Origin of the sequence: Leptospira wolffii serovar Khorat str. Khorat-H2, from assembly GCF_000306115.2 — a bacterium.
Lineage (GTDB): Bacteria > Spirochaetota > Leptospiria > Leptospirales > Leptospiraceae > Leptospira_B > Leptospira_B wolffii.
Map to the genome: position 1 here is coordinate 533,843 of NZ_AKWX02000023.1, position 13,110 is coordinate 546,952.

Sequence of the window (13,110 nt, forward strand, 5' to 3'; positions counted from 1 at the left end):
ATTTGTTTTTCGTTTTTTTCGTTTTGGAATTGCCCGCAAGGATCGGGCAGGAAATATTGAATCGGATCGGCGACTGGAAAATCCTCGGGATTTTCCGGATTTGTGCAGATAATATAAAGAGATCAGCCGCTATTTGGCAAGCAAAGGACAGTAATGATATTCGATAAGCTCTACGGACTATTTTCCAACGATATGGGAATCGACCTCGGAACCGCAAACACTCTCGTCCACGTAAAAGGTCAAGGGATTGTGCTCTCTGAGCCTTCCGTAGTGGCGGTCCATGCAGCCACCGGAAAGGTCCTTGCGGTAGGCCAGGAGGCCAAGAGAATGTTGGGTCGTACTCCCGGCGAAATCGTGGCAATTCGACCCATGAAAGACGGTGTGATCGCCGACTTCGAAACTGTCGAAAAAATGATCCGTTATTTCATAGCTAAAGTCCATAACCGGACCACTTTCGTTAAGCCTAGAATCGTGATCGGAGTTCCTTCCGGGATTACCGAGGTGGAAAGAAGGGCGGTAAGAGAATCCGCCGAGCAGGCAGGAGCGAGAGAAATTTTCCTTATCGACGAGGCCTTAGCAGCCGCGATCGGAGCGAATATCCCGATCAACGAACCGGCGGGAAATATGATCGTGGATATAGGCGGTGGAACCACCGAGATCGCGGTTATTTCACTGGGAGGGATGGTGATTGCAGAATCCATCCGGACCGGAGGGGACGAGTTCGACGACGCAATCATCAAATATCTCAGGAACCAATACAACCTGGTCGTAGGGGAAAGAACCGCTGAAGATATCAAGCTTACGATCGGAAACGCTTACCCGGAAAAGAAAACCGAGACCATGGAAGTCAAGGGACGGGATGCGATCTCCGGACTTCCTAGAACTTTGGAACTGGAATCCAACGAAATCCGTAAGGCTCTAAAGGAACCGACGGACGAAATTCTGGACGGAATCAAGAGAGTATTGGAAAGAACTCCTCCGGAACTCGCTTCCGATATCGTAGAGAGAGGAATCGTTCTGACGGGAGGAGGTTGCCTTCTTCGTGGACTGGAAACCTATCTTTCCAAGGAGACGGGAGTTCCCGTTTTCAGAGCGGAAAACCCTTTGACCTGTGTGGTTTTAGGAACCGGAAAATTCCTGGACGAAGTAAAATACCTGAAGCCCGGAATTCGTTAATCGGAATCGGTCGAACCCGGAAGGCGAGATCGGTAAGCGCCGAATTTCCCTTCCGGAACATGAAAGTAGAATTTGGCGCTTAGTAAAAGATCCGCTCACTAACCACTGAACCCTAAACGCTATGCTCTGGATCCAAGTTAATAAAAGCAAAGAAACCGTTTCCCTCGTTTTTTGCGTAGTATTCTCTCTTCTGTCTTTGACGTTCAAAAGTAACGTTCTCGTGAGAGGTATCGCAAGTTTCCAAAGAGTGGGGGATAGCGTATCCGGATCCATCGACGGAGTGGGCTCCTTCTTCAAGGGCGCTTATACCAAATTAGAATCCTTCGAAGCGGTTCGCCAGGAAAGAGACGCATGCGTTTCCGCCATAGACGAATACAAACTTCTTCCCCAGGACGTGGAAAGACTTACCCGGGAAAACGATAATCTCCGTAGAGAACTGAAGTTCAACACTCTGCAAAAGTATCCTACGGTGAAGGCCGAGGTATTATCCGTTCGTCTCAATTCCATTTATAGAACCATTATCATAGACAAAGGTTCCGAAGCGGGAATCAAACCTTATATGCCCGTGACCGCTAGAGCGGTGAATCAAAAGGGAGAGATTATAGAGGCGCTTGTCGGAAAAGTGATCGCGGTAACCGGGGGGTCCGCCGTGGTCCAACCTCTCATCAATTCGAATTTCAATATGGGGGTCGCCATTCCGGACAGTAATCTTTGGGCGTCCTTGTCCGGAAACTCTGGAAGAGGAACCGAAGCTCTCATGAATTATATCGATAGCGGTATCATCATCGATCCTAGGATCTTCGGAGATTATCCGATGGGTCCTTCCGAGATGATCCAGTATACCGGCTCTTTGAGTAAGATAGGGAAGACCGTGTTCAGCTCCGGTTCTTCCGGGATCTATCCGAACGGAATCCCGGTGGGAATCATTACGGAAGAAGGACCGAGAAACGGAAGTTTCAAAACCGCCTTCCTGAAGCCTTTCGTACGTTTCGATATGCTGGAGTCCGTCACCATTCTAATGAAACTTCCGGAAAAATGGGCGGAGACTTGGCCGGAAGGGCAGAATATCAATATTGAGAATCCGTACTTCGGAGAATTAAATTATCCTAAAGAAGATCGTGAGCCCAAGAATGCGAATCCGGGAGCCGGAGTGAAACCTCCGGAAGGACAAAAACCCGTGAAACCTAAGCCCGAGGGTGGAGCCGGATTCGAAGAGGAAACGAACTGATGATCTTAGAATACGTAGTCATCGGAGCGGGGATCTTCATCGCACATTTCTTGAACGGAACCAACACCTTCGAGATTTCCGGATTCAAGCCGGACTTTATGGTTCTATTCGTTCTATTCTTCGCGCTTAGAAAAGGGGCAATGGCGGGAATTTGGATAGGATTCTTCGGAGGATTACTTTCCGATTCCGGACTAGGCGGAGAAATCGTAGGGGAAGTTGTGACCTATAAGATCGGCCTCCACTCCTTGACCTTCTGCGTTATGGGGTATATCGTAGGAAGATTCGCAAGACCCGCGTATCATGAAAATCAGATCTCCATCATGCTTTACGCTTTGGCAGTGACGTTGGTGTCCAGAATAGCGGCGTATTATCTATTTACGTTATTCTTCCATGAAAATTTAAATTACTCTATTTTTAGTACGTCTTTATTCAACGCTTTGATCGCTCCGGTATTCTTCTGGATACTCGGAAAACTCTATCGCCTGGAGCAGGCGGAGGCGTAAATGGTCGGAGGCGGTTCTTCTTCGGCCACAGAGTTTAGGCTGGAGCGTAGTTTCAGACTTCGTCTGTACATGTTCTCCGGGCTTGTAGTATTCGCGCTTGCCGCATTCATCATACAGTTATTCAACCTGCAGATCGTGCAAGGAACGGATAACTCTTTAAAGGCCGAAAAATTCGTACGTAAGAGCGAGACGATTCCCGCTGCCAGAGGGGAAATGTTCGATAGGAATTTTCTCACTCCGGAAACTTCCATGGCGTTGGTATCCAATTATTCCAGCTTGGATGCGGTGTTGAACACTTCATTGTTCAAATACGATCCTGCAAAAGTGAGAAATTTCCTGCAGGAATTCGCAAGAACTCTCTCCATTCCTATGTCCTACTACGAAGAGGATTTGTTGGAGCCTAAATTCTCCAAGAATATCAAATCCAAAAAGCCTTTCGTACTTTTGGAGGCTATCAGCAAGGCGCAGCAGGAAAGAATTTCCGTATTCGATACGATTTCCAAATACGTAATATTGGTACCTTCTCCCCGAAGAATCTATAAAATGGGACCGGCTTTGGCTCATGTGACCGGTTATATCGGAAAGCCGAGTAAGACGGACCTACTGACCAGAGAGATCAAGTCCTACCAGTGGTTGGGAAAAGACGGATTGGAATTGGAATACGATTCCAGACTAAGAGGGACGGACGGCTTCCGGATCCAAAAAAGAAGCTCCGAAGGGAACATAGAGGAAGAAAGGGTAGTAGAGCATTCCACTCCCGGAAATAATCTAGTACTTACGATAGACAAGGATATCCAACTTGCCGCCTATAAGGCCTTAAAAGGAGCTAGAGGAACCGCGATCGCACTGCGTCCTTCCACCGGGGAAGTCTTAGCCATGGCTTCGAATCCTAGTTACGATCCTAATATTCTCTCCGGGAAAAGCAGATCCGAGAGAACCGCTCATTATAGAAGGGTGGATGCCAACGGAGGATTCCTAAACTTAGCGATCCAGTCCAAGTTTCCTCCCGCGTCCACATATAAGACGTTAGTTGCTATGGCCGCTTTGGAAAGCGGACACAAGGTGGATTACACACCGGAGACAAGCTATAGTTGCAACGGAAGTTATGTGCTTAAGTCCACCTTTGCGGGAGTTCCCGATCAGGTCTTTTATTGTTGGGAGAAGGGAGGGCATGGTACGAACGATTTGGCCCACGCTCTCCAAAAATCCTGCTCCGTATATTTCTATAACCTCGGATATAAACTAGGATCGGATCCGATTTTGACTTACTCCAGACTATTCTTATTGGATCAAAAATCCAAGATAGATCTTCCGGGAGAGATCAGCGGGTTTGTTCCTTCATCCGCTTGGAAGAAGAGAACTTATGGAACGAGATGGTTCGACGGAGATACGATTAACCTTTCCATAGGGCAGGGATTCATGTCCGTCACCCCACTCGGAATGGCGTTATTCTATGCTGGACTATTAAATCGAGGCCAGATTTACCAACCGTACATAGTAAACGAGATCCGGGATCCTTTGGATAATTCCATTATTAATCGAACCGAACCTCAAAAATTGAGGGAGATCCCGATCCAAAATTCCACGATAGAAGCGATCAAGACTGGTCTACGATTAGTCGTGAAGAATGGAACTGCCGCTTTCGTACTAAACAAACCGGGACTGCCCGAGATAGCGGGTAAGACCGGAACCGCTCAAACGAGAAGAAGGGGAGCCTCCGGATCCAACCACGCTTGGTTTATAGGTTATGCTCCTGCGAACGCGCCCGTCAGCGAACAGGTGTTAGTTGCGGTGTTCGTGGAATACGGGGTGGGGGGAGCCGCCGGTGCCGCGCCTGTCGCCAGAGAAATGTTCCGAGCCGCTTTCCCGCCGGGAAGTTTTAAGAGAACGACGGAGTTTCCAGAAGGAAGCGCACCGATTTTACCGGAGAATAATAATCCACTATGATGTCCGATAGATCCATAGAACGTATCGATTACTTCCTGGTCGGCTCGGTGATCATGGTGGTGATCTGTAGTATTCTTACTTTATATTCTCAGGAGTATAATTTCGACGATCCGAGTGTGGGGCTCATGAGCCATAAATGGTTCAAACAGTTTCTATTCTTCTTATTAGGCATCGCGATCATGTGGTTTATATCCCGTGTCAACTACCAGTTGATCGGAGCCTATGCGCTATTTATCTACGGGTTTGCGATTCTTCTTCTCGTGCTTACATTGATTCCGGGAATCGGATATCTTCCTACAAGTAGGGGAGCCAGATCCTGGATCAAGATCGGACCTTTCCTGTTACAGGCTTCCGAGTTTGCGAAGTTGGCTACGGTGATTCTTCTCGGCCAGTATCTTGTGCTGAAAGAAAAGGAAATGAAGAAGCTCGTGGTTCTAGTCATACCTTTCGGAATCGTTCTGTTGCCCATGGCATTGATATTGATACAGCCGGACTTCGGAACCGCAGTGTCGTTTCTTCCCATCCTATTCACGATGCTTTTCCTAGGAGGAGCCGACTATTTTCACATCGGTTCCTTCATTACGTTCGGAGGAATTTCCCTAGTACTTCCCATGTATGTGGAATATTCCAAACTCACTTTATTGAACGATATTTTAGCCTTTCTGCAAAGAACCGGAAAGACGGATTTACTTTCCGTCGTGAACCGTTTGGGCGGAAAAACCTGGCAGGTGGTGGAAGGAAAAGAAGTGGTCGGGGCGAATTTGACTCCGAAGACTTTGGCTTCTCTCAGAGAAGCGGTGGAGCAGGTAGTGGATTTGGAGGCGAGTTTCGTATTCAAATTGCTTTCAAACCAGGCCTTGTTGATCGGGATCGGTGCCACTCTCATCATTTTTAGTATCATTATGATCCTTCTCCGAATAGCAAGGGGATCGAAAACATTACGATCTTATTATATTCCTCTCGGAATCTTGGGGGTGAGTCTCGTATCGGCGGTCGTGGTCATGAAGACCGTACCTTTCCGGGAGAACCAGGTGATCCGTTTGACCGCTTTCTTGAATCCGGACGAATTCAAGCAAGGAGCCGGATACCAGCTCAGAGCCTCCAAGCCTGCAGTGGGTTCCGGAAAATTGTTCGGAAAAGGTTTCTTAAATGCGGAGATGACGGAAGGCAAAATCCCTCATGTACCGGAAGCCAGTACGGACTTTATCTTTGCATCCTGGGCCGAACAAACCGGGTTCTTAGGATCGATCTTGTTGCTATTCTTCCTGTTTTCGATACCGTTAAGAGGATTACAAATTAGTTATGAAAGTAAGGATCGATTCGGATCCTTGCTAGCCTCTGGAATCGTGGCGATGTTATTCTACCATATGGCGATCAATATAGGGATCGTGCTCGGGCTCATGCCAGTGACGGGAATTCCTCTTTCCTTTATGAGTTACGGAGGATCTCACTTGATCATGTCGATGGTTGCGGTAGGAATCATTCTCTCGATTAAGATGAGAAAGCACGCGAACTAAAAAAAGACTTCTGCATTCTCCAAAAATTCCAGGCAGGTTTTCTCCAAAACTAACTGATAACGCGTAATTGGAGCAAGAATTCCGCGGTAAAAGCGAATAGAGGTTGGAGAAAGAGGGCTTTTCTGGTAGAGCAAATCCCCGGGCTCTCCCGCAAGCCCGCCTCCTCCACCCGAACCTGGGCGGGGGCCCGTTAATTCTACGCCGGAGGAACGGAATTTCCGTTCAGAACTTTCGCGTGTAAAAAGGAGTGTTCGCTTGCGAAGATAACTTGGCGTGCTTTCGCATTTACGCTCCGTGAAGCTCGGGCTTTCTCGTTTGCCATCTCGGATGGCACGACTCACCTGCGGTGGTCGTCTTCTCACTTCCTAAGGGTCGTTCCCAAGGGGGAAAGGTTTCCCCCTGGGCTCAGCCGAGGTCTTCGCCCACCCCCTTCTCCGGGGTTCCACCCCGGACCCCTATAGAAAGAAGTTCGAGCAAATAGCTCTTGCAAGCCTCGGGAGAGGCCGATAATCTACAAAGACGTCTCATCGCATGGAAAGAGTCAAAGATTCCCGGTTTTTATTCGATCTCAAAAGAAAGTTTCGGTATATTCTGGAGGAGGTAGAGAAAAACACCTTCGACCAAAATTCCGAGGTGAGAGAATTGGAAACGATTTGGGATGAGATGTTCGAAGTTGCTTCTCGTAACGACACTCCTTATTTTCGAGCCAGACTTTCTTCCCTCAAGAGACAATTGGACGGATTCGTAAGAAACAAAGCATATGAGAAAAGCGAATTCGACAGGATCTACAGGCAACTAGATAAGATACGTAAAGACGATACTTCGGAATTTTTGGATGAGGCGATGAGAGACAAGCTTTCCAAAATTTCGGAAAACGCTCTCCCTGTCGGTTCTCCCATTCTCTCCTTCGGAACCGAGCCGGGTTCTCTTGCAGGGATTCCCCTATTACTTACTTTTAGATGCGGAACAGTTCACTTTATCGTAAAGTCCGGCCCTAAGAAGATTTTCCGAAACGTAAATCGAAATAAGGACAAGGTTCTTTATGAAGGCAAGAAATATCCGATCTTCCCTAATCGGACCATCTATTTTTCCTGGGAAGGTGACGAGAGAGCTTGGGAGACGGAACCGGGAAATCTCTTGATGATACGATATCCGGAAGGAATTCGCTTTTTCCGGTGCGATGCGCTCGGCGATACTTTTAGGATTCCGGAAGAGACTTTTAAAAGAAGGTTGAAGCCTGCCGACAAAAGAAGCGGGGATATCCGATATTATTTTAGGAAAGCGGGGACTCGCTATTATTATATTCCCCAAAAGGGAGAATAGGTTGAATTCGGAGACAAAACGTTCTTATTGTGCTTATTATCTTCCTTGTGTGGAAATGGGAATGGAGCTACAATAAGGAGAGATATGAAGACTCGAATCTTAATCTTGTTTTTGTTTCTACTGCACGTGAATCTTCTGAGTGGGGAAGAAAAGAAACCGGAGGATCCAAAAAATTCCAGCTCGGGAAAATTCGGTTTGGGCATCACTCTTTTTGGGCCGACAGGTCTGACCGGCAAATACTTGATCGACGATAAAAAATCCGTAGAAGGATCGATAGGCTTTATATCTTTCGGAGACAACGGTAGATTCCACGCTCACGCGGTCTTTCTTTTAAATCTGAACTCATTCTCCGAAAATTGGAATCTCTACGGTGGCGTAGGAGGAGTCTTCGAGAAGAGAACATACGAGACAAACGACAAAATTGGAAAATTGATTCTTCAGAGAGAAGAATACGAGAATTCTTTCGGGGCTCGTACACCTCTCGGATTATCCTGGTTCAGTCCGGACAAGAAATTCGAATTCAACGGCGAAGTGTATCTGAATCTGTTTTTATTAGGAAGGACCGGTGCGGATTTAGGATTATCTTTTGCGGGTAGATATTATTTCTGACATCTTAGAATTCGTTTCGAATTCTTCTCAATTCTGGATCGCTTTTTTGTAAAACGATAAGTCCATTTGCCTTTGAGGAACGGAGCCTTTCGGCTCCGTTTTATTATGGGGGAGGGAATTATTCTCCGTCTTCTAACAGATTGTTCAGGCTTTCGATGAGTACTTCTACTTCTACACCGTAGCCCATGCAAACTTGCTCGATGGTTTCGAGTTCATTGATGGAACAATGGGAGCATCCCCCTAAGTGATAGCTGGAGAATACTAGGCCTGCTTCTGGATGAAGTGCGATCGCCTCTCCTACCGTCATTTCCTTAAAAAATCTTGGCTTGACCGCTTCCGACATGGGGAAAATCTCCTAAAGTACTGGTTTGATTCCAGTATATAGACTCCCCAGGCGCAAGTCAATTCCATGTTTTTTCAAGAAACCGGCAAATTCTACATCCGGATCGAAGAAAGATTCGAATCCTCTCATTATCTATATAAGTATTTCCCGGACGGCTCGGATGAGCCTATCCACGGGCATTCTTTCAAGGTTGAAGTCTATTTATCCGGTAGGAAGAATATAGGAGAGGACGGCATTAGCTTCGATTTTCTAACCTCAAAGAACCGCTTGAAAGAGCTAGTAGGTGAGCTGGACCACATTCTGATCAATGATCATGCGGACTTCAAAACTACAAATCCTACCTCCGAGAATATGGCCCGTTGGTTTTACTACGGATTGAAGGATAGCGTTTCTGCTGCCGATGGAAAGGTGGATCGGATCGTGATCCATGAAGGTCCCGAAAACCTGGCTTATTTCGAACCGATTTCTTGATGCGCTGATCGGGTGCAACGGAAGCTAAAAATCATCGGTCGATCTCTTAAATTCGAAAGCCTCGTTCTGAACGAAATGAAAACCGCGACTTCCATGAAAGAAAACCAATGAGTTCCGGTTATCCTCATTTATATAAGATATGATGTAATCGGAGCGAGAATTCCGCATTAAGATTGAATTGAGGTTGTAGGAAGGGAGCTTTTCTGATAAAACAAAATCCGGGTTCCCACGAGCCACTCCCCCCGAAACCCGATAAAGGGCGGGGGCGCTTTTGACTTGAGAGTAGGAATGGAATTTCTGTTCCGGATTTTTAGAATCGCTGTGGATGAACGATTATACGATATCGATTGGCCTCTTATTCGGCTATTTTTTTCCTACGAGTCCGAATCGGATGAGACTTTCCGCCGTTGCCAGAATCGCTTCTTCGTTCGATATAGGGGACCAACCCAAGATTCGTTTTGCCTTTTCGTTCGAGCCGTTCTTCTTCTTACCTAACTCGGGAAGAATCTGCTTCGCTCCTTGGTCCCACAAAGATACGATTCGGACCAACCAATTAGGAACGGTTTTTGTAGGAACCTTCTCCGCGCTCTTTCCCAATCCTTTTTTCAGTACTCTTGCGATTTCCTGGATCGTCATAAAATCTCCGGCCACCGCGAGGAAACGTTCTCCATTCGCCTTGGGATTCGTCATCGCTTTCAAATGCAAATCCACGACGTCTCTTACATCGACTACTCCGAAATACAATTGGGGAATTCCGGGCATAGCTCCATCCAAGAGTCTTTGCACAAGCACGATAGACGCGGAGTAATCCGGTCCTAATACGGGTCCGAACACTCCTACGGGGTTTACTGAACTCAACTCGAGTCCTTTGCCTTCGCTTTTTATAAAATCCCAGGCGGCTCTTTCCGCTAGAGTTTTGGATTTAACATAAGCCGGAATCGCACCGTTTGCATTCGTCCAATCCGTTTCGTCATATGGATTCGTTTTGTTCTTATGCCCGTATCCGATCGCCGCAAACGAAGAGGTGATGACCACCCTTTTTACTCCCGAATCCCGAGAGGCCCTCAATACTCGCAGAGTCCCTTCTCTCGCGGGGACTATAAGTTCGTCTTCATGCTTCGGAACCGAAGGAGGAAAGGGGGAAGCCACATGCAATACGTAATCGCAGCCTTTGGTAGCCTGGGTCCAACCTTCGTCCTTTTCCAAATCGGCAAGAAAGAAGGAGAGTCCGCCTTCGGATTCCCAGCCTCCCTGTCTTAATAAGGCTTTTACGTCTTCTTCTCTTTTGGTGTTTCGGACGGTCGTTCTTACCCGATGTCCTTCCTTTAGAAGCCTCAAGATCGTGTGACTTCCGATGAATCCGGAGCCGCCGGTTACTAAGATCGTGCTCATTCTGATTTTTCTGCCTATTAAGGATTTATGATTCGTTTTTATATTCGGTTCCGGTACGGATTTAGATCTTCCCTCTCAGATTCGGAAGCGCATCCTCCGGATTGGAAGACAGGTATAAATCAGAATCGAGGATATGTGAAAAGAAAAGCAAGATTTGCGATCGCATAAAAGATCGTAAAATAGAATCCGACTCTTAATGGCTTGGGAAGATGTCGGACTCCGCATAGCACGTAATGAACCGTTAAGAATAAGAGCGCCACAGTGTTCGTCCAGAGTACCGCCCTTACAGGTTCGGGTTCCGCTCCGTATAGCAGTAAAAGGACTGAGGGTAAAAGCCCTAGAAAACTCATGAAGCCGCCGGTCGCGATCCAAATCATCAGGATCAATCTGGACTGTCTTTCATCCGGATGTTGGAAGGATGAGATCGCTCCTCCCACTATCAATTGGTGCAGAAACCCGTGAAAGGCGTAGAGAAGGCTTGCGCATAGGAAAAGAATCGTCGGAAGGTTGAAATGATTGAAATCGGCCAAGCGGATTCTCCGAAGTATTTCTGCTCGCAAATCCTAATACTCCGGATCGTCTTAACAACTAATTTACTGTTGACCGACCTGGTAAAATTCTCAATATGTAAGGCCGGATATGAACCAACCTCTTTGGACCCCCTCGGAAGAATCCATTCGAAATTCCCGCCTGACCGATTTTCAAAAATTCGTAGAGCGTTCCCAAGGCAAAAGTTTCAAAAACTACTCGGAGCTGCATAAATGGTCCGTCGATTTCCTGCCCGAATTCTGGGCGTCCATTTGGGAATACGCTCCTGTGATCCATTCCCAAAAATATGAACATGTCTTAATACGAGGAAAACGCTTCCAAGATTCCAGATTCTTTCCCGGAGCCAGACTGAATTTCGCGGAGAATTTATTACGCAAGCAGGACGATTCAATTGCTATCTTTTACAGAGGAGAATCCGGCGCGGAGGCAAAGCTAACTTATTCCGAGCTATTCCGAAAAGTAGGGGAACTTTCTTCCTACTTTCTTTCTTTGGGCATTCGTCCGGGGGATAGGATAGCGGGGCTTATGCCGAATATTCCAGACACCGTCGTCGGTATGCTTGCCGCCACAACGATTGGAGCCGTCTGGTCGTCCTGCTCTCCCGATTTCGGGTCCAAAGGAGTTTTGGATCGATTCGGTCAGATCCGACCTTCCGTGCTTCTGACTACGGACCGTTACGAATTCAAGGGCAAGAGCATATCTCTTTCCGGGATTGTAGGAGAAATCGTTTCCCAATTGCCGGAGCTTAAATCGGTGGTGATAGCGAAATATCCCAGCTTGGAAGATCGGAGTAAAGACCTCGCGGATTCTTTTCCGAAAAATTCCATAGCCTTACGAGATGCGATCTCGGCTCACGCGGGTAAACTTCCTAGTTTTATCCAATTGCCTTTCGATCATCCGGTTTATGTTATGTATTCCTCCGGAACCACCGGACTTCCGAAATGTATGGTCCAAGGCCCGGGAGTTTTTCTGAACCACTGGAAAGAATTGGCTCTGCACACCGATTTAAGAGAAGGAGAGGGGATCTTTTATTATACGACTTGCGGTTGGATGATGTGGAACTGGCTCGTGAGTTCCTTATCCATAGGAGCGACGATTCATCTTTTCGACGGTAATCCTTTTCACCCGGATCCAGGAGTATTATTCCGTTACGCCTCGGATCGAAAGATAGGAATCTTCGGAGTCGGAGCGAAATACATTCTGAGTTTGGAAAAGGAAAAATTTAAGCCAGAGTCGGATCTAAGTTCCGTTCGGGCGGTATTATCCACCGGTTCTCCGCTACCTTCCTACGGCTTCGAATACGTATACGAATTCTGGAATAAGAAGTTTAGGCTTTCTTCCATTTCGGGAGGAACGGATTTGAACGGATGTTTTGCATTAGGAAATCCGAATATTCCTGTTCATTCGGGAGAGTTGCAGAGCCTGGGGCTCGGAATGGACGTGCGGATCTTCGACGATTCCGGAAAATCCGTAAGAGGAGAAAAGGGAGAGCTGGTATGCGTTCAACCTTTTCCCTCCATGCCCCTGGAATTTTGGTCCGATCAAGACGGAAAAAAATACCAGGAAGCATATTTCGATACGTATCCCGACGTTTGGAGACACGGCGATTTTGCCGAGATCTTGTCCGACGAAGGTATGGTAGTTTACGGTAGATCGGATGCTACCCTAAATCCGGGTGGGGTCCGAATCGGAACCGCGGACTTATACAGTCTGCTCGAAACGGTCCCGGAAATTGCGGATTCGGTCGTGATCGGTCAGGATTGGAAAGACGACGTGCGCATCGTCCTCTTTCTAAAAATGACTCCTGGATCGGATTTGAATTCGGAATTGGAATCCAAGATTAAGAAAGAAATCAAGGAGAAGGTTTCTCCTCGTCACGTACCTTCTAAGATAATCGCCGTTCGGGATATTCCTTACACCCGAAATATGAAGAAGGTGGAAATTGCGGTTAAAAAAACGGTGCAGGGACAAGCCGTAACCAATCAGGACGCCCTGATCAATCCGGAATCTCTGGAGTATTTTCGAAATCTACCCGCCCTTTCGGAAGATTAA

Annotated in this window: 12 protein-coding genes; 9 read left to right on the top strand and 3 right to left on the bottom strand. The window is 47.1% G+C overall.

The features are described from left to right. Positions 1-153 precede the first annotated feature (153 nt). From LEP1GSC061_RS20565 to LEP1GSC061_RS20595, 7 genes are all read left to right on the top strand, one after another. Positions 154-1,176, top strand: a complete 1,023-nt coding sequence (locus LEP1GSC061_RS20565; RefSeq protein WP_008595388.1) for a rod shape-determining protein — start codon at positions 154-156, stop codon at positions 1,174-1,176. Between the two features lie 121 nt (positions 1,177-1,297). Further along, the gene (mreC, locus tag LEP1GSC061_RS20570; protein WP_016547149.1) at positions 1,298-2,404 is read left to right on the top strand and encodes a rod shape-determining protein MreC; all 1,107 of its coding nucleotides are present in this window, start codon (positions 1,298-1,300) and stop codon (positions 2,402-2,404) included. Beyond that, entirely contained in the window at positions 2,404-2,907 is a 504-nt protein-coding gene (mreD, locus tag LEP1GSC061_RS20575; RefSeq protein WP_016547093.1) for a rod shape-determining protein MreD, read from the top strand. The genes mreC and mreD overlap by 1 nt, the downstream gene beginning before the upstream one ends. Then, positions 2,908-4,854: a penicillin-binding protein 2 gene (mrdA, locus tag LEP1GSC061_RS20580; RefSeq protein WP_016546974.1), complete on the top strand. Its 1,947-nt coding sequence runs from the start codon at positions 2,908-2,910 to the stop codon at positions 4,852-4,854. Further along, positions 4,851-6,371, top strand: a complete 1,521-nt coding sequence (gene rodA, locus LEP1GSC061_RS20585; protein ID WP_016547357.1) for a rod shape-determining protein RodA — start codon at positions 4,851-4,853, stop codon at positions 6,369-6,371. Before mrdA ends, rodA begins: the two co-directional genes overlap by 4 nt. 531 nt (positions 6,372-6,902) lie before the next feature. Further along, positions 6,903-7,694, top strand: coding sequence for a hypothetical protein (locus LEP1GSC061_RS20590; protein WP_016547206.1), 792 nt, complete (start codon positions 6,903-6,905; stop codon positions 7,692-7,694). A gap of 84 nt (positions 7,695-7,778) precedes the next feature. Then, complete coding sequence (locus tag LEP1GSC061_RS20595) at positions 7,779-8,303, top strand: hypothetical protein (protein WP_016547396.1); 525 nt, start codon at positions 7,779-7,781, stop codon at positions 8,301-8,303. Positions 8,304-8,421: 118 nt separating this feature from the next. Here the strand turns inward: LEP1GSC061_RS20595 and LEP1GSC061_RS20600 are convergent, their stop codons facing one another. Continuing rightward, entirely contained in the window at positions 8,422-8,646 is a 225-nt protein-coding gene (locus LEP1GSC061_RS20600) for a DUF1858 domain-containing protein (RefSeq protein ID WP_016547024.1), read from the bottom strand. Between the two features lie 66 nt (positions 8,647-8,712). Between LEP1GSC061_RS20600 and LEP1GSC061_RS20605 the strand changes: the two genes are divergently transcribed. After that, positions 8,713-9,117: a 6-carboxytetrahydropterin synthase gene (locus LEP1GSC061_RS20605; RefSeq protein ID WP_016547352.1), complete on the top strand. Its 405-nt coding sequence runs from the start codon at positions 8,713-8,715 to the stop codon at positions 9,115-9,117. Positions 9,118-9,480: 363 nt separating this feature from the next. On the opposite strand, the gene LEP1GSC061_RS20610 is transcribed toward LEP1GSC061_RS20605, so the two are convergent. Together LEP1GSC061_RS20610 and LEP1GSC061_RS20615 are read right to left on the bottom strand one after the other, a co-directional pair. Beyond that, positions 9,481-10,509, bottom strand: coding sequence for an SDR family oxidoreductase (locus LEP1GSC061_RS20610; RefSeq protein ID WP_016547416.1), 1,029 nt, complete (start codon positions 10,507-10,509; stop codon positions 9,481-9,483). A 119-nt stretch (positions 10,510-10,628) separates the two neighbouring features. Next, positions 10,629-11,039, bottom strand: coding sequence for a hypothetical protein (locus tag LEP1GSC061_RS20615; protein WP_016547307.1), 411 nt, complete (start codon positions 11,037-11,039; stop codon positions 10,629-10,631). A 109-nt stretch (positions 11,040-11,148) separates the two neighbouring features. On the opposite strand from LEP1GSC061_RS20615, the gene LEP1GSC061_RS20620 reads away from it, so the two are divergent. Then, on the top strand, positions 11,149-13,110 hold the full coding sequence (locus tag LEP1GSC061_RS20620) for an acetoacetate--CoA ligase (RefSeq protein ID WP_016547372.1): 1,962 nt from the start codon (positions 11,149-11,151) through the stop codon (positions 13,108-13,110).